The sequence below is a fragment of the Desulfosediminicola flagellatus genome, from assembly GCF_005116655.2.
GTDB lineage: Bacteria > Desulfobacterota > Desulfobulbia > Desulfobulbales > Desulfocapsaceae > Desulfopila > Desulfopila flagellata.
This window is the reverse complement of sequence record NZ_CP050698.1, coordinates 6,233,293-6,254,921: the sequence shown is the minus strand read 5'-3', so window position 1 is coordinate 6,254,921 and position 21,629 is coordinate 6,233,293. Positions and strand designations below refer to the sequence as shown.

Annotated in this window: 18 protein-coding genes; 7 read left to right on the top strand and 11 right to left on the bottom strand. The window is 44.0% G+C overall.

The features are described 5' to 3' along the window. Positions 1-51: 51 nt before the first annotated feature. Positions 52-456, bottom strand: coding sequence for a DUF4332 domain-containing protein (locus FCL46_RS25925; protein WP_136808759.1), 405 nt, complete (start codon positions 454-456; stop codon positions 52-54). 214 nt (positions 457-670) lie between these two features. On the opposite strand from FCL46_RS25925, the gene FCL46_RS25920 reads away from it, so the two are divergent. Both FCL46_RS25920 and hypD read left to right on the top strand, forming a co-directional pair. Then, positions 671-1,588: a glycyl-radical enzyme activating protein gene (locus FCL46_RS25920; protein ID WP_167505956.1), complete on the top strand. Its 918-nt coding sequence runs from the start codon at positions 671-673 to the stop codon at positions 1,586-1,588. A 4-nt stretch (positions 1,589-1,592) separates the two neighbouring features. Further along, positions 1,593-3,953 (top strand): trans-4-hydroxy-L-proline dehydratase, encoded by a 2,361-nt coding sequence (hypD, locus tag FCL46_RS25915; RefSeq protein ID WP_136808761.1) that lies wholly within the window; start codon positions 1,593-1,595, stop codon positions 3,951-3,953. 123 nt (positions 3,954-4,076) lie between these two features. On the opposite strand, the gene FCL46_RS25910 is transcribed toward hypD, so the two are convergent. The 3 genes from FCL46_RS25910 to FCL46_RS25900 form a co-directional block, all read right to left on the bottom strand. After that, on the bottom strand, positions 4,077-4,472 hold the full coding sequence (locus tag FCL46_RS25910; RefSeq protein ID WP_136808762.1) for a DUF2750 domain-containing protein: 396 nt from the start codon (positions 4,470-4,472) through the stop codon (positions 4,077-4,079). Positions 4,473-4,698: 226 nt separating this feature from the next. Then, a complete protein-coding gene (locus FCL46_RS25905; protein ID WP_136808763.1) occupies positions 4,699-5,157 on the bottom strand; it encodes a hypothetical protein in 459 nt (152 codons plus the stop codon). Positions 5,158-5,544: 387 nt separating this feature from the next. Beyond that, complete coding sequence (locus FCL46_RS25900; protein WP_136808764.1) at positions 5,545-6,417, bottom strand: DUF1835 domain-containing protein; 873 nt, start codon at positions 6,415-6,417, stop codon at positions 5,545-5,547. A gap of 249 nt (positions 6,418-6,666) precedes the next feature. On the opposite strand from FCL46_RS25900, the gene FCL46_RS25895 reads away from it, so the two are divergent. Further along, positions 6,667-7,005 carry a hypothetical protein gene (locus FCL46_RS25895; RefSeq protein WP_136808765.1) on the top strand — a complete coding sequence of 113 codons (339 nt, stop codon included), beginning with the start codon at positions 6,667-6,669 and terminating at the stop codon, positions 7,003-7,005. A 184-nt stretch (positions 7,006-7,189) separates the two neighbouring features. Here the strand turns inward: FCL46_RS25895 and FCL46_RS25890 are convergent, their stop codons facing one another. Further along, the gene (locus FCL46_RS25890) at positions 7,190-7,684 is read right to left on the bottom strand and encodes a DUF2059 domain-containing protein (protein ID WP_136808766.1); all 495 of its coding nucleotides are present in this window, start codon (positions 7,682-7,684) and stop codon (positions 7,190-7,192) included. 585 nt (positions 7,685-8,269) lie between these two features. On the opposite strand from FCL46_RS25890, the gene FCL46_RS25885 reads away from it, so the two are divergent. Together FCL46_RS25885 and FCL46_RS25880 are read left to right on the top strand one after the other, a co-directional pair. Continuing rightward, positions 8,270-9,718, top strand: a complete 1,449-nt coding sequence (locus FCL46_RS25885; RefSeq protein ID WP_136808767.1) for an MBOAT family O-acyltransferase — start codon at positions 8,270-8,272, stop codon at positions 9,716-9,718. A gap of 8 nt (positions 9,719-9,726) precedes the next feature. After that, a complete protein-coding gene (locus tag FCL46_RS25880; protein WP_136808768.1) occupies positions 9,727-10,872 on the top strand; it encodes an alginate O-acetyltransferase AlgX-related protein in 1,146 nt (381 codons plus the stop codon). Positions 10,873-11,100: 228 nt separating this feature from the next. Here the strand turns inward: FCL46_RS25880 and FCL46_RS25875 are convergent, their stop codons facing one another. Continuing rightward, on the bottom strand, positions 11,101-12,297 hold the full coding sequence (locus FCL46_RS25875) for an amino acid aminotransferase (protein ID WP_136808769.1): 1,197 nt from the start codon (positions 12,295-12,297) through the stop codon (positions 11,101-11,103). Between the two features lie 464 nt (positions 12,298-12,761). After that, a complete protein-coding gene (locus FCL46_RS25870; RefSeq protein WP_136808770.1) occupies positions 12,762-14,867 on the bottom strand; it encodes a SpoIIE family protein phosphatase in 2,106 nt (701 codons plus the stop codon). 330 nt (positions 14,868-15,197) lie between these two features. Between FCL46_RS25870 and FCL46_RS25865 the strand changes: the two genes are divergently transcribed. Continuing rightward, complete coding sequence (locus tag FCL46_RS25865) at positions 15,198-17,183, top strand: MopE-related protein (RefSeq protein WP_167505957.1); 1,986 nt, start codon at positions 15,198-15,200, stop codon at positions 17,181-17,183. Positions 17,184-17,258: 75 nt separating this feature from the next. On the opposite strand, the gene FCL46_RS25860 is transcribed toward FCL46_RS25865, so the two are convergent. After that, complete coding sequence (locus FCL46_RS25860) at positions 17,259-17,984, bottom strand: hypothetical protein (RefSeq protein ID WP_136808772.1); 726 nt, start codon at positions 17,982-17,984, stop codon at positions 17,259-17,261. A gap of 144 nt (positions 17,985-18,128) precedes the next feature. After that, positions 18,129-18,566 carry a DsrE family protein gene (locus FCL46_RS25855; RefSeq protein WP_136808773.1) on the bottom strand — a complete coding sequence of 146 codons (438 nt, stop codon included), beginning with the start codon at positions 18,564-18,566 and terminating at the stop codon, positions 18,129-18,131. 498 nt (positions 18,567-19,064) lie between these two features. On the opposite strand from FCL46_RS25855, the gene FCL46_RS25850 reads away from it, so the two are divergent. Further along, complete coding sequence (locus FCL46_RS25850) at positions 19,065-19,652, top strand: PEP-CTERM sorting domain-containing protein (RefSeq protein ID WP_136808774.1); 588 nt, start codon at positions 19,065-19,067, stop codon at positions 19,650-19,652. Between the two features lie 208 nt (positions 19,653-19,860). Here FCL46_RS25850 and FCL46_RS25845 read toward each other — a convergent pair whose 3' ends face one another. After that, a complete protein-coding gene (locus FCL46_RS25845; RefSeq protein WP_136808775.1) occupies positions 19,861-20,430 on the bottom strand; it encodes a PIN domain-containing protein in 570 nt (189 codons plus the stop codon). Positions 20,431-20,453: 23 nt separating this feature from the next. Next, the gene (locus FCL46_RS25840; protein ID WP_136808776.1) at positions 20,454-21,065 is read right to left on the bottom strand and encodes a nitroreductase family protein; all 612 of its coding nucleotides are present in this window, start codon (positions 21,063-21,065) and stop codon (positions 20,454-20,456) included. Positions 21,066-21,629: the final 564 nt, after the last annotated feature.

Below are 21,629 nucleotides of genomic sequence, written 5' to 3'. Positions count from 1 at the left end.
GCCCTTTTATCCCTGCGGTATAATCTACCGGACAACTCTATAACGAACTGTTCAATGAGTAACCACTCTTGGAAGGTCTTTTGCCCTTCCCACCCACTTTTGCACCTGTTTCAAATATGGCATAGCACGGACCAGATTTTTTGTACTATTGACCTCCTGAAGCATAAGTAGCAGATTTTCCGGGTTACGCTGAGCAAGTTCGGGCACGCTGTCTACACCTGCATTCTCAAGTAAATCTGCATACTGTGAACCAATGCCTTTAATCCGAAAAAGATCTGCCCTGTTCACCCAGTTTAATACCAGTTTCTCACTGACATTAGCTTTCAGAGCAATTTCTTTACGACCTTTTTTAGTAGAGCCTCTTTCCAGTAATGCCTCAACTGTACCGACACCGGCACCTTCAAGTTTTTCACTGTATTTTTTGCCAATACCTTCAATCATTGCTATTTTTGCCATGATAATCCACCATTGCAGATATTTTATGATGTAATCCAACCGTACTGCAGTGTACCTGCGGGAACCAAACGTCCTGGTATATAAGGACATTTATTAATTGAAAGCTATGTATCGGTATGATATTGTCAAGTTGGAAATAATATTTATTATTAATACACTGCAATTGTATACAATCATCTTGCTGTACAGCGATATTTTTTGTTATCTGTTTTCTATGACTACAAACAACCCAAGCCCACTGCTGTTTTCTATTAAAAGATATGCGCTGCATGACGGCCCCAATATCCGGACAACGGTTTTCTTTAAAGGTTGCCCGCTATCTTGTTTCTGGTGTCATAACCCTGAAGGCATCAATCCAAAGGCCGAAGTTATATTTGTAAAAGATAAATGTATCGGTTGCCGTGAATGCCTGCATGGTTGCCCGGAATCAGCTTTAACAGTTGATGACACTGGTATTCATAGAGATTTTTCCAGATGTACCACCTGCCTCGAATGTGTCGAGATATGTCCGTCTCTGGCCCATGAGGCTGTTGGGTATCAGAGCGGAATCAACGAGGTGATGGCAGAAATTGAAAAAGACCGCCTCTTTTACGAACAGTCAGGTGGCGGAGTCACCTTTTCTGGCGGCGAGCCACTTATGCAGCCGCAAGCATTGCTCGAACTGCTTAAACGGTGCGGTGAACGTGGAATTCACAGAGCTGTCGATACGACAGGCTTTGCACCAACTGCAATACTTTTAGATATTGCCAAACATGTCGACCTTTTCCTCTATGACATTAAAGTAATGGACGCAGAGCTGCACAAAAGATATACCGGCGTAGACAACACATTGATCTTGAAAAATCTCAAAGTACTTTCTGAGAGCGGTGCAAAAATACAGATCAGGGTACCGCTACTCGCAGGGATAAACGACAGTGATCACAACATCCGCCTTACAGCTGATTTCATTTGCAACCTCAAAGGAATTCAAGGTGTCGATCTACTACCCTATCATCATTTTGCCAGTCATAAATATCTTAAGCTTGGCGGGGAATATCGCGGGGAACAGTATCACACCCCGGATTCTCAATGCCTCGCCCGAGTTACCCACATATTTAAAGATTTCGGACTCCAGGTCCGTTTAGGAGCGTAATACAATGAATGAACGCATTGCCCGATTACGGCAGAAAAGTTTCGAGACCCAGCCTTCAATTTCAATTGAACGAGCATTACTCGAAACGGATTTTTATACAGAAAACTACGGTAAATTCTCATTGCCGGTACTACGTGCTCTCTGTTTTGAACATCTTTGCGCCCGAAAAACCATCTACATAGGCGATGATGAACTTATTGTTGGCGAACGTGGACCTGCACCGAAAGTCGTTCCAACCTTTCCTGAACTGACCTGCCACACCGCTGAAGATCTGCAGATTTTAAATGATCGTTCCATGACAAATTACCAGGTTGCACCAAAAGATATTCAGACCTACCGCGAAAAGGTAATTCCTTACTGGGAAGGACGGTCAATGCGTGACAGAATTTTCAGTGAAGTGCCGACTGAATGGCGGGAAGCATATGAGGCAGGACTGTTTACTGAGTTTATGGAGCAGCGCGCTCCCGGTCACACCGCTCTGGACGGTAGCATTTACCAATATGGCATGCTCGATTACAAAGCGCGCATCGCCGATAGCATGCAACGGCTCGACTATAAAAATGACCCCGAAGCATCTGATAAGGCAGAACAATTACAGGCTATGGATATCAGCTGTGATGCCGCAATTCTTTTTGCTGAACGTCACGCAGATCTTGCGGCAAACATGGCAAAAGATGAGACAGATCCCGACAGACGCGCTGAACTCATCGAAATTGAGCGGATATGCCGTAAGATTCCCGCAAATAAACCAGATACGTACCACGAAGCTATTCAGATGTACTGGTTCGTCCACCTCGGAACTATTACCGAATTAAATGGCTGGGACGCCATGAGCCCCGGTCACCTCGACCAGCATTTGCAGCCTTTTTACGAAAAGGAACTTGCTGAAGGCACACTTGATAACGAAATGGCAAAAGAGTTGCTGAGTTGTCTTTGGATAAAAGTAAACAACCATCCGGCACCACCCAAAGTTGGTGTAACCGCCAAAGAGAGCGGAACCTATAACGACTTTACCCAGATCAATCTCGGTGGCCTCAAAAAAGACGGTACAGATGGTTGCTCTGAACTATCTTTTCTGGCTCTTGAAGTTTCGGATGAACTGCATCTGCTTCAACCGCAGCCAAGTGTGCATATCAGTAACAAGACATCGGACAGATTCTTAAAAGCTGCTGTAAATGTGGTGCGTAAGGGCTACGGATACCCTTCTGTATTTAATACCGACACAGTTATCATGGAGCAGATTCGTGTTGGTAAAACCTTTGAAGATGCACGCGAAGGCGGTACCAGCGGATGCGTTGAAACCGGAGCCTTTGGTAAAGAGGCATACATCCTGACCGGTTATCTGAACGTTCCTAAAATTCTTGAGCTAACACTGAATAACGGTGTTGACCCACTGACAGGAAAAAAAGTGGGCCTGGCAACAGGAGATCCTTTAAATTTCTCATCATTTGATGATTTGCTCCATGCCTTTCAGCAACAGCTTGAGCATGTGGTTGACCTCAAGGTTCGCGTAAATAACTACATCGAACGGATGTATGCACGCTACTCTCCTGCGCCATTTCTCTCTGTGGTCATCGACGACTGCATTGCAAATGGAAAAGATTACTACAACGGCGGCCCACGCTATAATACCAATTACATCCAATGCTGCGGAATCGGTACAATAACCGATTCACTTTCAGCCATTAAAACCCACGTCTTTGATAATCCTTCAATACGTATGAAGGAACTGTTAACGGCTCTGAAGAACAATTTTGAAGACAACGAACCACTTCGGCTGACACTATGGAACAAGACCCCGTTTTTCGGCAATGACAATGACGCGGCAGATTCAATCATGCAGCAGGTGTACAGCAGCCTTTTTAATGCCATTGATGGCAAGCCCAACACCAAAGGAACCGGCTATCACCTGAACATGCTCTCTACTACCTGTCATGTCTATTTCGGCAAAATGCTGGGGGCCAGCGCCAATGGTCGGAATGCGTATTTACCGCTTTCTGACGGAACCTCACCTTCCCAGGGCGCGGACAGGCACGGCCCGACTTCGGTTATTAAATCACTCAGCAAGATGGATCAGGTCAAATCTGGCGGCACTCTGCTCAACCAGCGATTTCTCCCTTCTGTGTTAAAAACAGATGAGGATCTGAAAAAGCTCTGCAGTCTGGTTCGCACCTACTTTGCACTTGGCGGTCATCATATTCAGTTCAATGTTATCGATACCGCCACCCTCAAAAAGGCACAGGATCACCCTGACGATTATAGAAATCTGCTTGTTCGCGTGGCAGGTTATAGCGATTATTTCGTTGATCTTGATGCAGAACATCAGGCTGAGATTATCAGCAGGACAGAGCAGGAACACGCATAGGAGCCTGTCCGATAACAGGAGTTTTGGCCAAACTCTTAGATGAGAAAAATAGCCAAAATTACAAACATTAAAAGAACCATAAAATCAGCGACAGCAATGATTTCCATGGTTCTTTTAATGCATCTATTTTTGCGAAACGCGCTGGTGAATGAGGGTATTTACATGATTCGTCAGCTCGCTCGCCGGCTCTTCCCAGATCTTATGCTTTTTGCCTATCCAGTTTACGGCAAATACCACATCCTCGGGCAGCAGTTCCGCCATCCAGTATGATTCAAAGTGTGACCAGGGAATTTGCAGAGGTCGAAACTGTTGAAAACAGCTCTCTGACTCTATAATTTTTTCTACTTTTTCCCTGGATGACCATACATGCAGACAGGTCGCCCCGTCATGATTACTAAATGTCGGAACTCCCTCATCTGTGGAAATGGACCAGAGATGGAGTGTAGCGGAAACTTCTCTGTAAAACGACTCGGCGGGTAGTGATTTCATAGCCTGTTCTTCGACGTGGATCAATGCCATGCAACCAAGCTACGACAAACTCTGCTGCACAGGCATCAGTTAGGAATATATTGTTCTCACAAACGTTCCGAATTAAAGCCAGCAATCCAATCGGCAACTCTGCAATACATCACATCTACAACGTTGATCGCTTTGATTGTTAGCATGATCCACAAAATAAATCACGACATAATGTGCAAATGAACTAAACTATTTTTTATCCCAGGTGCTTTACGTATGCTCCCGGTTATTCGGCTATCTTGACGGTATCGCGTATGTGTCTTCCAAGCCGCTCATAGAAAACGACTTCGGCAACTGACGCAACAAGGACATCGTAAGGCCCTGTGGCATCAAGTGAAGAAAGACCCAGCATCTGGCCAACAATTGAAACAACAATCATCGCCGGAATAAAGGCACATAAAAACCGTACTGATACTACCCAACCAAGCACAACAAACTTCTGGATAAAATCAAACCCTTCATCACCGCCATTCTCGCGATACGCATATATTGCACCCCATACAGCAATACAAACATTTGCAAAGGAGGACATTCCATCCCACTCATTGTAGCCATCCAGTAAGGGCAGAGAACATATGAGGGTTGTAAGGGCCGAAAAAACTACGAGATAAGGCAAAGCTTCTTTTTCAGTAAGTGTTCGATTCAGTAACTGTTCTTTTAACGGGTGATATTTAATGAAATACATATTTCTACTCGTTTATGTCCTCTCGTCACAATCAGTTGAGAAGAACATCTCCTTATTTATATTCAAATAGTTCCAGCATAAAATTGATCAAGTAATTCGATGCATCATTCATTATCTACTTTACACTTTTCTCCAACTCTTTTCTGACTCGCGCGCCTATTACAGGAATTTCTCGCAAGAGTTTTTCTGACAAAACAGGGCCTGAACATCTAGGAGGGTGTCCGAAAATAAGGGTTTTGGTCAAAATCGAGACATTTTCAAAAAATAAGCACAGCCATTCAGATGATATTGCGAGCATTATTTTTTGAGCGCCTAAAATTGAAAGAGTTGACAGCAGAGCAGATAGCAAAGACCAGCAAGGCATTCCCCTTATAACGAAAAAACACCTCACGTCTTTGATGGATAAACTCTGTATTTCTTCAATTCGTCGGGATTCCCACCTTGGGGAAGCATTGTTGAGGGACCATCAATACACACTAACGGTGGAGTGCGTAATGTCAGAGAATTGATTTTCTGCCATAAGGTAATATCGCCCCAGAACTGCGGTGGAACATCTGCATCAGCCACGCTTCTAAAAATTTCTCCCGGCGTATTCCTGCCGCCAACAATTGCCTCAAGGGCCAGACTCTCAAGTCGTCCTAAACCGGTATCGGGGTCGGGTTGCTCCTGGATCCATCGCGCGGCCGCGGCAGGGACAAAGGGTAAAGGAGCATTAACATCAGCTGCAAGTTCTTTTAATAACTGTAGATCCTGAGTTACAAAAATCGTGTTTACACGTTTCGCATAATCTATCTGCTCTTTTGTCACATGCTGACGCGTACCATACAGAGATGCTAGTTGAGACGGGTCAAGCTGCCCAAGACCATTAAAGCGTTCAACACCGGGAAAAGAATTAATACAGATAAGTTCAACCTGGTCTATTTGCAGAATATCGAGACAAACAAGGGTATGTGCCAGCATAGTTTGATCACATAAACATCCATCAAACCAGAGCACGATATTGTCATAGGTTTTAGCGGTCAAAAATTGTTGATAATGGCTTTGCAGGATTTCCAGGATGCTACTCGTATCCATCCCACCGCCGGTAAATTCCTCAAGGAACTCTGCCCGAGCAGCCAGGGTCGCTTCATCAGGCCAGCCGAGGTTTCGAGGCCCATCGTAAAGCAGATCGCGACAAATCAGAAAATCACCTGAAATACCCGTTTTTTTCAGACTATCCCCTGCACCATCACCATTAACAATATGAAGGACCGTAGCCATACAGGACAACTCCTCGAAACAAAGAAATCATGTCATATAATATTAGACCGCTAAAGTACGTTATGCTGCACTGACAGCCAGACATACCTCTCATTTCATAATACGATCATCTAAAATCTCAACTTGGGATTTACCATCAAAATACAGTATTCTGATATAAGGTCTCTAATAAAAAATACAGCAAAGCCTCTCCCGGCCATCTGCGGCATAACCATGGGGATATTTAAGGATCACTTTTGGAGAACAGCTATGAACACTGTTTTAGCAACCGGACTCCTCGTCGTATTTGTTTATTATCTCATTCAGTTTGCACGACAAGAATATATACAGGAAGAATACGAAGACGCCATTATCGATATTGAAGGACGTCTGGACTGGGCGCGTACCCGCACATATTTTCCATTTGGAATGAAATCTCAAATACAGGTATCCAACGAACTTCTGGGTGAAGCCAAAGATTTCTGGCAGGAGAACAAATGGGATAAAGCCTATCGAATTGCACTTGAATCTCAAGAAGCTATGAATAGAGCTCAGAATATCTACAGCTCGGCTATCAGATCACGCGAGCGAAGGAGTGATAGTAATTGAAGGTATTGGAGATTGAAGAGTAATGAAGAGAATAAAGACGAGGCCGGTACCCTTGCGAGATGAAAGTAATTAATATATCGGCTCTAAACAACAGAAACTAACACAAGAACATTTCAGACTGACACGGTGAAAACTCGTAGTCCGGTGATTACTGGCGCTGAAGTCATTTCTATCGGAAGATTAATCATTTCTTACTCTTAGCAGCTTTCCTCGACTTACGATCGTACTCCTTGATCATTTTCTCAAGGCGTCTTTCATTGTTGATAAAGGCTTGCTGGACTATAAAAGATGTCTGATTCATAAGAGATGGTGCGAGTTGTATTGATTTTTTGCCAAGGGGAGATGAGTAAAACTCGATCAATTGATCGAGTTCACTCTCGCTGAACGTCTCCATGTACACATCAACAAAGTCGTCTTTCAATACTTCCCAGCTTACATACTTGCTGACATACTCATTGAAAATCTTTTCATATTTTTTCAGCTTAGGTTCCTCCTCCATCTGGATAGTGATCGCAATTGCTGACAACTGCTCAAGGTTGACAGGCAACTCGGTGAGAACCAGTAGACGTTCAGCCTTTTGGTAATGGCCGTCTATCATAGCAGAACACGGGATAGAACAGATCAAAATACACAGCAGTGCACTACCACTAAAAAACATCTGTCTCTTCAGCAGGTTCATTGCATCTCCTTATAAGGGGGGGGGCACTACCCCGCAATTCTCATTATCTCTCTGATTACAAGCTCAACTGTTTAATTTTATATTAAAAAAATGATCGCGTTAAATACCAGCGAGTTTTTCGTTTGAAATCAAAAAGCTCACCCTTCGGGTCAATAGATGTTCCAGTTGCTACAGCGTTAAGCCACTTATGCCAGCTGTCTATAGCGGCGGTTCTGGTGCCTCGATCAGCGAAAACTGTTTTGATGAAAAATCCGGGTAATGCATGTTGCACATGCGGTTGTGACTGTGTAGCAGTTTTCTATTTCTGATAACCGCAGTAGCGTAATCAGCTTACATTCATCACCAACAAAGTGACATATAGAGCGATAAAGCCAAGCAGCGACAAAAAACTATTAGTCACATAATGAAGATATATTGTTACCATTTTTCACGAATAAGACCGGATGCAGCATCTGCCGTCACCTTACCACTACCTGACAATCTTTACGATTCATTACTGCATCTCCGGCCAGAGTATGCTATAACTCTATTATTCTCAATCATTACACTATCAATACATTTGCAACTCCACGAAATTGCTATATTATGGTTTTTTCTTCTATTACCTTTCTCTTTTTCTTTTTGCCTCTCACGCTGTTGATTTACGTAATAGCCGGAAGAAAATTTAGAAACATTATTCTGCTCTTCGCCAGCCTGCTATTCTACTCCTGGGGAGAAGGAATATATCTACTGGTTATGCTGGTTTCTATATTGCTTAACTATCTCTGTGGGATATCCATTATCCGTAAAGGCTCTGATTCCCCATCACGATTTGTGTTGGCCTCCGGTATCGTTGCCAACATAGGTATTCTTGCATTTTTCAAATATGCAAATTTTATCGTTGATAACCTGAATAGCCTGTTTGATGCCCTCTCACTGCCTGTCGTATTGCTGGACCCGGTCCACCTTCCTATTGGGATTTCGTTTTTCACATTTCAGGCGGTTTCCTACATTGTTGATGTTTACCGGAAAAATGTTGAACCACAGCAGAACCTGATACGCTTGAGCCTCTATATAAGTCTGTTCCCGCAATTGATTGCCGGCCCTATTGTCCGTTACCATCATATCGCCCGTGAGCTGGCCGAACGTACAATAACCACAGGCGATTTTGCGGCTGGTGCACAACGATTTCTATACGGACTCTCAAAGAAAGTACTGCTGGCAAACCCAATGGGAGCTATGGCAGATCAGGTTTTTTCATTGCCGGGAAACGAACTCTCATTTTCTGTAGCCTGGCTGGGGGCTATCTGCTACACATTTCAGATATTTTTTGATTTTTCCGGATATTCCGATATGGCTATCGGACTCGGCAGAATGGTTGGTTTTCACTTCCCCGAGAACTTCAACTATCCGTATATCAGCAGATCAATCCGGGAATTCTGGCGTAGATGGCATATTTCGCTTTCCAGCTGGTTCAGGGATTATCTCTATATTCCCATGGGCGGTAATCGTCATGGGAATACCCGGACAAGCGTTAACCTGCTCACAGTCTTTTTTCTCTGCGGACTATGGCATGGTGCCAGCTGGACCTTTGTGCTCTGGGGATTGTATCACGGCTTGTTCCTGACAGTTGAGCGTACAGTTATCGGCAACCTGCTGCAAAAACTGTGGTCACCGCTCCAACACCTTATAACCATAGTGCTGATTATCTTTGGCTGGGTCATTTTTCGATCGGAAAGTCCCGCCCAGGCGATGAACTTTTTTGCAATGATGTCTGGCTTAGTCGACAAGCAGATAAGCGCATATCCGATTGCTGTACTGCTTGACTATAAAATTATCTTTGAACTATTTATGGCTATGCTAATGTCAGTACCACTTTTTCCGCTCTTTGTACGTATACGGGATTCTCTTACGCAAAAAACAGTTCCCGGCGGGAATGCAGGGCTTGCGGGATTCTACTTAGTCCAGTTCACCCTTACCGTTACGCTCACCTATTTTACCGTTATAAGCCTTGCAGCCGGAGCCTATAACCCGTTCATTTACTTTAGATTTTAGGACGGAATATGAAAACTATATCAATTGAAAAGCTTTTTAATACATTGGTTATTTTCATGTTTCTTTCGCTGATCTTTCTTCCGCCTGCCAAAATGTTGCTTTCTCCGAAGGAGAACTGGTCACAGAGCGAAAAACGAAAGCTTGCGGATTTACCCGAATGGCCTGACTCAATTCAACAGATAAAAGACTACTTTCTGCAGCTGGACACCTACCTGGGCGACCATTTTGGCTATAGAGATTTCCTTATCTCACGCTATTACCGGGAGATGTCCAAACGGTTCGGTAAAACAGGGCTTGAATCAAAAGTGCTGGAGGGAAAAGATGGTTGGTACTTTTTTACGGCCCAGAACCAACTCAATGATTTTCTGGGAAAAGTTACTTTCACCGAGAAGGAACTTGACTCCTGGATTGCTGACCAAAATCGGAGATATGAGTGGCTTGGTTCACTCGGTATTGAATATTTGACTATGGCACCACCTGGAAAACATACAATCTATACGGAATACCTACCCGATGAAGTTCAGAAAATGCGCGGAACGACACGGCTTGAGCAACTGGTCAACTATACAGCTGATAATCCACTCCCTTATCTTATCGACCTGCACGAACCGCTACGCACAGCGAAATCGACCGCACAACTTTTCTATAAGACTGACACTCACTGGAACAAACGGGGAGCATATGCTGCATTTCTTGCAATAATTGATGCATTGAAAGAACGGTTTCCTGAAGAGGAGTTTGTCACAGAGTTCACATTTGGTAAAGAACGTGAACAGCAATGCAGTGAGGTGCCGAAAAGCTGCGATCTCGCCAGGATGGCAATGCGTCACAATGAGACCAGTGTAATCTTCCATTCCCTTGAAAATTTTAAACAATGTGCCAATCCACGAAACTTTAATCATTACCACCTTTCAAACTATACCAGGGATCGCGCCAAACCGTCCTATGCCATAGGATGCTCTGACAGAAACCTCACAGCTCTGGTGTTCCGAGACTCATTTTTCACAGAACTTCAGCCATTTTTATCAGAAAACTTCAGACATGTTGTCTATCTGTGGAAAGATTATGACCAGAAAAATGTCGAGGAAATTTTTGATATTTACACTCCGGATGTCGTAATAAATGCGCAGGTGGAAAGAAAATTTTTCAAGTAAAAACACTAGAAGGTTGTCCGACAATGGCCTTTGTTCCAAACTCTTCGTTATTATCAAAAAACAACGCTCGCAATATCATACATATGGCTTCGCTTGATTTTTGATAATGCCTCGATTTTGACCCAAATACCTATTCTCGGACAAACCTCCAATGAAAAGCATTAAAACAAAAAAGGCTGCTTAAGAGTTTCTCTTAAGCAGCCTTTATTACATCCAGGATGTAGTGCTTTACGCTTTTATTGCTTCGGCAATGGCATCACAGACATAATCGATGTTTGCAGTGGTAAGTCCTGCCAGGTTTATCCGGCCTCCACCAACAACATATATGGCTTTGTTGTCACGCAACCATTTGACGATATCATCGTTAAGACCGCTGAACGAGAACATACCGCGCTGCTCTTTAATAAACGAGAAATCGCGATCAACACCACGTGCTGCAAGACCGTCAACGAGTGCACTGCGCATTGCAACAATACGCTGACGCATCTCTGCAAGTTCTCCAATCCACTGCTCATAAAGGGCAGGATCGCTGAGAATGGTTGCAGCAACCAAACCACCATGTGCCGGTGGATTCGAATAGAGTACACGGACAGTGGTCTTCAGATGGCTCATCGCCACAACTGACTCCTCACGGCTCGGGCTGATTACGGTGATAGCGCCGCAACGCTCGTTATACAAGCCAAAGTTCTTAGAGAACGAACTGGCCACGAAGAAATCAACTCCCGCTGCCGCGAACTGCTCTACAGCGAAACGGTCTTCGTTTACGCCTGCGCCGAATCCCTGATACGCAAAGTCGAGAAAAGGAATCCAATTTTTTGCTTTTGCAATTTCTACAACCTGACTCCACTGCTCTTCGTTTAAATCAACACCACTCGGATTATGGCAACATGCATGAAGAAGAACGATATCTCCTGCTGGCACATTCTCAAGGCTGTTCACCAGAGCCGGGAAATCAAGGCTCATGGAAGAAGCATCATAGTATGCATACTCATCAAGTTCAAAACCGGCAGCACCAAAAATACCTTTGTGATTTGCCCAGGTTGGCTTGCTGATCCATACTTTTGCTGTAGTATTGAACTTTTTCAGCAGTTCAGCACCAACACGCAAGGCACCGGTTCCACCAGGTGCGTGAGCTGTTGCTGCACGACCAGAGGAAATAACTTCACTTGCTTCGCCAAAAAGAAGTTTCTGAACACACACGCCGTAGCCCGGATCACCAGAGATAGGCAGATAGCTTTTGGTTTTCTCTTTGTCGAGCAGGATTTTTTCAGCATCCTTTACACTTTTCAGCACAGGGGTAGTGCCCGCGTCATCTTTATAAACGCCAACACCAAGATTTACCTTCGCAGGATTACTGTCATTTCTGAAGGCCTCTGTCAGGCCGAGGATCGAATCTGCCGGAGCAGCCTCAATATTTTTCCACATATGTGCCTCCATAAAGGATTTTGGGGTTCCCAAGGGCCTTGGGATAGAAATTACTACATAGTTATCCCTTACCGAATGTGTCAACAAGATGTTACGCTGATTGGCCCGTAATGTACTCCTAGGGGGTAGGTCTGGGAAAGCAGGCGGTAGGGAGTCTCATACAACTGAATTCGCCAAGATATCAGATCAGCGAGAAAAAAGGTATTGGATATGACATCCTGAGTTATTTTTTTTACATTTTTAGTAAATTTCAGCATCTCGCCAGCAGTTTATCTGTGGTATTGCCGAAGATATTGACCTGGGTAGACCGTATGATGTCATCATCCTCTCAGACCTGCTCACCTCCATTCGGGATATTCAGGAACTTTTTGACCATACAACAAAAAACAGTGATGCAGACGTAACCGCGCCACCGGAAAATCTTCCCCTCTTTTATTAAGCTTTGCCTATCACTCGACTTTAAGCTAAACGACCTTAACAACAACCATTGTCACATCATCTTCTAAAATCATATTGCCGCGGAATTCATTCAGACTTGTGGTAATTATCCGCAGCAGTTCTTTTGAGGTACAGGTAGAATTCTGGCGGATGATCGTCTTGAGCCGCTCTTTACCAAACATTTCATCACCATTATTACGCATTTCCCATATACCGTCTGTACCTATCAGAATGATCTGGTTTGCAGAAAGTGTTCGTTCAAACTCTTCATATTCAAATGTGTAATCAAGGCCGAAGGCAACTCCTGTACCTTTAAGTTCAGTAAACTCATCACTCGTCGGGTCGTAGATCAGAGCAGGGTCATGACCAGCACGCACCCAACGGATTTCATGTTTTTCTGTTGTGAGTTCACAATAGAAAAAGGTCATGAAATTGCCGGTATGAGATGTGTCATGACTGAGATGCTTATTCACATCATTAATGATGCTAGCTGCGGGTCCCGGCATTGATGCACGCAACATAACCAGCCCTCTGGCTGTCGCCATCAGTAGCGCAGAGGACACACCGTGCCCTGAGACATCCCCTACAACCACCGCCAGCCGATCATCGCTGATCCTGATAAAATCATAATAATCGCCACCTGTCTCTTCACAATAGACACTTGTGCCGGCGATATCGTAACCACTTAGCATAGGGTTCTCCGCCGGCAACAGACTCTGCTGCACTTCTTTTGCAATCCCAAGGGCTCTGCTCATCCGAAGATGTTCCTCCATCTTCGGGACAATTCGATTAAACGTATCGACGATAAGATCACGCTCATCATTAAATCGTATTCCCAGCCTTGCTGAGTAATCTCCTTGCTCAAGGCGTTTAAATCCATCAGCTATACCTATGATATTTCTGGTATTTGAACGCGAAAACAGAAAGGCCAATCCAGCGATAACAAAAACAACCAGAATAACGGCCAACGCGGAAACAACTTTAAGAGTTTGTGTATATTCAGAAAAACGTTTACCAACAGCCTCAGGCAATTCCATAAGTATAGATGTCGGAGCAACAATCACAAAATAGAGCCCGGGAAAGACTTCAGCATATGACCAGAAACTATCCACTCCCTTATATTGCATTTCAAGGCTGCCGGACTTCTCACTACCTATGTTATCAATAAGAATAACAAAATCCTGTTGATCTTCTACCCAGAACATCCCAGTTTCATTATTGGTGTTGTCCAATCTGTTTTTAGACGTTTTCGACAGTACCCAATGATGCTGTTTGCCGTTTGCCTTATCACTTTGACCAAGGAGAAATGACTGCATCTTATTTGACCACTGCGAAGAAATCTCACTCGCCAGCAAGACGTCTGGAATAAGGACATCGATAGCACTTACCCCGGCAAACGTTCCATCAGCATCATAAATGGGTGCAGAGAGAGAAAATGTCAGCTGGTTAGTTGTTGGATCAGCAATAGGTGTCCCCCAATTCAGCGTTTGTTCATTTTTGGCGCGAATATACCAGGGACGTTGACGGGGATCATAGCCTGGAGGATAGCCACCATGACCTGGATAAGATATATGCACACCACTCTCAAGACTGGTATAGATCCAGAATCCCCTCTGCTCCAAGCCTCCTGCAATGCGCCTTAAAGCAGGTGCCAGACCCGATAATCTTACAATATCATCTTTCACTTCATCACGAACAACACCGGGAGCCAATAAAAAACTGGGCTGCTCAAAGCTCACAAGACGTTTCGTCTGTTTTCCATCATCTCCGATTTTGAAATGAATTTCTGACGGTGCAAGGTCTGCCGGTGCTGATTCTATTTGATCAAAGTCATGTGCAAAATAAAGCTTTTCTGTCTCGGAGACGGGGCTGTTCAATACCTCTGCAGCCTCTTTAGCCAGGAGTTGCAAGGCAAATTCCACTGATGACTTGGCCCCTAAAGTAATCATGGCATAATTCTCAGTAGCAGAGACAATCTCCCTTCGGACTGTTTCTGTCAAAGCGTCCTGAGTCTGGTCCGAAATAGCTGCACCCAATTCTATAGAGGCCTTCTGTGTAAAACTTGTAACCAGCATCATAGGTATCAAGCTGGCCAAAAGCAGGATTATGAATGATTTCCATTGTAACTTCATAAACTATTCCCATACAGGTTGTAGCAGGGTTGATTTCAAGATTTTGGTTGAGTTGTATTGTAGCCTAACCACGCTCAATATGAGAGGTCAAGTTGTAACAATACGTTAGGAGTGTTCCTGCAAACTTTCAGGCATTTTTCCCCAGCCAGTATCTCTCTAGTAAAAAAAATCAGTATCCTTAAAAACCGCTTATACGTACTACAATGTGTTGTTTTTTTACCAAAGCCACGCTAAAGTACTTGCTTAAATAATTATGCACGTACTCGGGGGACATTCTCAAGGAATGTCCTGAAATGCCAATTTTACCCCCTGGTGGCAATGATGAACACGATGTGGACGAAAGCTGTGGCTTTCACTTTTCTGCTGGCTCTTTCCCTCGCCCCGGCCCATGCAGCCAAACCTGTCGACAATGACGGTGACGGGTTTAAAAGCAGGGTTGACTGCAACGATAACAATCCTGCAATCTACCCAGGTGCTGTTGAACTCTGCTCAGACAATGTAGACAACAACTGTGACGGGCTCATTGACAGCTCCGATCCCGCCTGCGGAACGCCAACCTGTTCAGATACTGACGGAGACGGATACGGATTCCCTGCAGACCCTTCGTGTACCTATGCCGAAGAAGATTGCAACGATACACTCTCTAGCGTCTCCCCCGGAGCTTCTGAGATATGTGATAACGGTATAGATGACAATTGCGACGGATTGACCGACTCGGTTGATCCATATTGTGGATCAAACCCACACGCAGCAAATAGCTGGTCTAATTATCCGGTAGACTGTATGAGCTGTCATGATACTCAGTTCAATGAAATGGCAAATTCCACGCATTACAAATGGGTTGGGGACACCACTGAAATGGCAAATCAAAACGGCACGGTACAGGGAAAACTGACCAACGCTGTTAACAGCTACTGCATTAACATTGTCGGTGACTGGCCAATTTGCGGCAAGTGTCACGTCGGCCGTGGATTACGTCCTGATGATCAATTGGCTGACAATTCTAATATTGACTGCCTGATGTGTCATAATGAGGACTATGCCCTGGCTCGCGGCCGCCTGGCCGACGGAACCCTGGCTCCCGCACTGGCGGCTGTTGAAAACCCAACCCCGGCAGAGTTGACCACCCTTGATAGTTATACTCAGAACATTGCCAAACCGACAAAAACTAACTGTCTGAAATGTCATGCATTCGCCGGTGGCGGCAATGGTGTAAAACGAGGTGATCTGTCCATGTCCGGAAGTGACCTCTATGGTTCTCCTCTTTTTGAGGGTACAAACAACAATACCGATCCGGACTTTGATGTTCATATGAATACAGCGGCCTCGAACCTGTCGTGCCAGGATTGTCATGTATTCCAAAATCATAAAACCATTGGACGCGGATCCGACCTGAGGCCTACAGATGACCTTGTTCGTGGCAGTGAAATTACATGTTACACCTGCCATACCGGTTTTGAAGCAAACGGCGGTCATGCAGCCGCAGGTGCCAACCGTACTGACGCAGATCGTCACGTTTCACGGGTAGCCTGTCAATCCTGTCATATTGACAGTTATGCTAAAGTCGCAACAGAGACCAATCGTGATTGGAGATACAATCATAGTGGCCTCCCTGCTGACGGCACCTCCGGTCCGGGTCACCCTGAACTCACTGTCGCTGATAGCCTCAAACCAGTCTACAAATTCTGGAACCGCACAAGCGACAATTATCTTCTCGGAGATACAGCAGTTATTGATCCTGAAACCGGTACATATCCGACATCACGGCCTAAGGGAAACATTAATGACGGCAAGCTTTATCCTTTCAAGTATAAGACTGCTGTTCAGCCAATGATCACTAACGGCAATAAACTTGTAGCTCTCGACACTTTTGAATATCTGAGTGTAAGCGGCGATGTAAATGCAGCTGTCCAATCCGGCCTCGTTAATATGGGATATCCTGCCGATGAACCTGTCGAATGGGTTACCACTGACACCTATCAATTGATCAATCACGGTGTAGCTACTGCTGCAAGCGTTGATTGCGTAAAATGTCACTCTTCACTTGATGTCGACAATGATAGTGAGCTTGATCTACTCGGGTACAAACTGAAAGGTGCCAAGAGTCAGATATGCTCTCAGTGTCACCGTGAGAAAAATCTCAAAGCCAGTCACTCCGGCATGCACAATCACATCAACAAGGGCGCAGGTATGGACTGTCTGTTCTGCCATGATTTCAGCCGTCAGGCTGAGCGCGGCGGTATTGGTCCCTGTGACCCCAATGCAACTGACTTTGTGGATAATATCCCCTATCCGCATGCTGAATGTACTCAGTAACTGCTGCTAAAATACGAAAGCGAGATAGCCGGCCAAATTGGCCGGCTATCTCGCTTTTAAAAGTATTTCAATTCACTAACCAAAGTTCACAAAAAGTTTGGAATATGCCGGCTTCAAGCCTTTAACTGCGTTGCTTATTTTTTCAGGCGTATTGTCTTTAACCGCCATTTCGAGCTTTTCCAAAGACCTTGACAACTCCTGAATCAGTTGCTGATATTTAACATTCTCACCATACTGCGGTGGTGCATTCTCTTTAATCTGCTTCGCCAGATACTTTAAGACTGCAAGTTCTCCGCGGATATGATCCACGGCATCTGCATCAAGATTTTCAGGGCTATAGCCCGCAAGCAGCAGTCCCTCCATCACCTCATGGTAGTTATTGACATGATCACTGAAAACAACAACAGAGTTTCTATGCCGCAGGTTGCTTAACTCGTCCCGAATCCCCTCCAGAGTTTCATGCGCCTTATCTAACTCATTCTGCTCAATCTGGTCGGCGCTCTTCTTCGCTATATCATTAATACTCTTGAGGGTTATTTTCCATTGTGGATCAGTGCTGAAAACCTCTGGAGGAACAACGCCGTACGTCTCAATAATCAGTTCCCAATCCTGCTGAAATTGCTGAACAGCTATTTGAGATTTTTCTCCATCGTTTTTATTCGTCTGAAATAATGCAATACGGTAATTAGCGTAGGCATGCTGAACATCAGTGTTGAACTGCTGAAACCTGTTCTGTGATGCAAAAGCTACTGATACCATACACAGTATCGCAACAACTGTCAGGGTCATGCACACTTTCATAAGAACGTCTCCTCTTGGTTGTATTGTAATTCCGACGCTATGGCGTTAATAGCAACAACACCATTCTGGCCGATCGATATTTCATTTTTTTATAAATATTACTCCCCCGTAACGTGTTGATTTCGAACGATTCAAATAACAACATCAATAGCTCAAAACTGTAACACCATCTTTAAACAAGGCAGGCCAGGTAGTATCGGAACCACCTACCACAACACCGGTCAGCAGGTCATCCTTTGTAAGACCACCAACGTTCTTCATACACATAGGGCACGCCAGCACTGTGCCACCGGCATCTATAAATTCAGTCAGCATGTGTTTTAGCGATTTGCCACTCGCATGTTTATGCTCAGCACCATCCTTATCTACCAGCCTTACCCCATCTACATTCAGAAATATCGTTACTGGAATTTTCTTCTGCCTCAGTACACGGGTACTAATATTTATGGCCATTGCAGCTCTATTAATCTCATTGCTGGTTAGGTTCACAAACAGGCTTTTCTCTGCCTCTGACGCCAGCGGACTCTGGACGAACATACCAAGGACAAAAATCAGACATAGAGCAGCATTAACAACCTTCATTGATGTCTCCTTTGCATTGATGAGTATAGATAATAGGACACTGTTGAAATATGTTCAGCGTAACACGGATTACACAAACAAAAAGACCACCATGTAGTAGTTATCACATGACTTATTCATGAAATTGTAGCCTATAATAAGTAGATACACAAATTTAAGTGCATAGAGGAAAAATCCGTGTTTGCGCGCTAACCAATAGCTATTTCAGATTCGAAATTAGACACATTATCGGCTAATCGCTTGAAACTTCCGCAATTGTGGAAAATTTTGACGTATTGGCGAAATACAGAAATGCGTGTTTAGAATTTTTAAAAGACAGTTTCCTAATAATCTTTCCTATTTTGGAAGAAAAACGTAAACATAGACACCTAACATTAATATCCCTTCGTCCTGGTACAATAATTGCTATCAAGTAATAACAGTTACCAGAACTCTGAACTGATTACAATTACGGTCTGACAGGGTAGCAGTTGTATAATTTTTTGTTAGGTAAAAAATATGACAAAGAAGCATTTAGCAGGCTTAGCAATTGGATTACTTATAAGTGGTTTTGTTGGAACAGCAAATGCCACACCTATGCAATGGGGCGCAAATGGTCACTGGTATGAACTGATTGTATTAGAAGATAAATCCTGGAGTGATGCTAATACAGATCTATTAGGTTTAAAAGGATCTGACTGGTATCTTGCTACAATTACATCCCAGGCAGAATTTGACTTCATATACTCCAACATCTTACCGGCAGCCCAATATGATGGTGAAAAAATTGATGAATACTGGATTGGTGGCTACCAGCCATCGGGTTCAGCTGAACCGGCAGGTGGGTGGCAATGGGTTACCGGAGAGACATTTACATATACTAACTGGTACAGCGGCGAACCGAACAATGCTGGCGGTAATGAAGGCTTCATAGCACTCGATAACAGATTCAATTGGCAATGGAACGACAACACTAACTCCATTAATGGTATCATTGAAGGGTACATCGCAGAAACCTCAGCTCCGATACCGGAACCAACCACGATGTTGCTCTTTGGAACGGGTCTAGCCGGACTGGCTGCAGTACGTAGAAGAAAAAAAAGCTGATTTCAATCTGTAACATTGATTGCTTTTCACAAAGGCAAAGCCATTCCTCTGGCTTTGCCTTTGTTATATCAATAGGAGGTTCTAGTTATCCTAAGCCGCATAATAGTTCCCCGCTAGTTGTCAGGTTTAACCAACAATATTCGCCACCAATACAGAGAAAGCACAAACTCATGCAATACAACATTGCACTTAAAGAGTTACACTCTGCTTAGCTGTCTGGAAAAAATCGTTCTAAATCTTCATGCTGAAACGACTCAGCTCTTTTCAGAATAGAAACAGAATAACGGCCGCGCTGTTGAATCAGACTAAAGTATTCATCTGCACTCTCACCTGAAAGTACATCTGCAAACATAAGAATCCGTGGTATCAATAATGCATTGATAAACGGTATTTCATGCCTCACGCAAAACTTAGCCGCCCGCAGGTCATCAACCACAACAAACGAGCCAGCCCCTGAAAGAAAATTTGCAAGGAGTTCACTCTCGCCCTTCCCCATTTTACCAAGTTCTGCTCTTTGCATGGGGGTATTGGAAATATCAGAACCCGTAAGCAGATGAAGCAGATTCTTCTTTTGCAGATATACGAAAAAATTGGCCCCCGGTTTTTCAGCTTCTGTTATCTCTTCAAATACTGAAGGCACCAGCAACAGGGTATAATAGTGACAGACAAGCTCCAAAATTCCGGCAGATTGCAGAAGAATGAGAGAGGACGAATCCGGCAGGACATCGTTTTTCTGTCGAACCGGATTCAAGGTGTTTTGAGGTAGTATATTATCCATCTTATAGTGGATAAAAGAGAAACCTATTCAAGCTCTTTGAGAACATATTCAAGCGATACCTTCTTAGGCCCGCCGGATTCCTTTTTAGGATATCCAATCGGAATAACAGCCATAAATTCACCTTTTTCTTCACCAAGGAATTCGAGCACGTCATTTTTAATCAAGTAAAGAATCCCAAGCCAGACACTCCCCAGGCCAAGAGAAGATGCTGCCAATAGCAGATTTTGAACCGCCGCTGCAGAGCTCTGGATTTCCATTGTTCTAAAAAAATCAAATGATCGCTCTTTTTCTATCTGGAAGAGTTCACTCCCGTGACTGATTAGACTCCCTGTGTTTTTAACAGCAATAACAACAGGCGCATTTGCAAGACTTCTTGCGGCCATACGAAGGATTGCCGCCGAAGGTTTTGGAAAAGCTGCAGCTTTGCTGCTCACCAATTGCGCCAATTCCTGTTTTTTTTCCCCGCGGACTACTATAAACTGCCATGACTGCTGGTTATGGGCTGATGGCGCCTGGTTGGCGGCATCAAGGATCAATTTGATCGTTTCATCGTCAACCGGCTTGTCCTGAAACTGTCGAATTGAACGTCGATTATAGATGGTTTCCAATGTATCGTTGCCGAAAACCCTACTCATTATATACTCCTGATTTACGGTTACATCTCTCTGCAAAAACAGGAGAATGCACCTGTTTTCGTGCTCTCTGTGTAAAAACTATATGATATAGGTGAAGATATTCAGAAAAATATTGTGAAAAAAACGGAAAGATCACCAGGTGTTCGAACACAGCCATCCTGACTGTAAATTCCGCGCTTACTTTATTGCATATGGTCCAATTTTACAAGGCCGACAAATCGTATTCCGTTAGAGCAACAGCGAGTATCAGGATATATTGAAACTCTTCATCAGATGTGTAACACACTTTTTTTTTGCTTTAAATGACGTAAGACATACTGAGACCTGCCCCAACTACGGCTTTTCCGTTACCATGATTCACAATAAAAAAAAAACGGATTTCCGATGGACAGTTAGACCAACGATAATCCGGATTAATCGCAATATCTTTTCACAAAAGCGGTCATCTCTTTTTTCGTAGGTCCCCTGCCTTTGCTACACCCTCTTTACTTGTATTTTCTGTGTGTTACGTGTAGGAAAATAGTAAAGCTAAATCCTGCAATGACGTCTCATTTGCCTGACAAC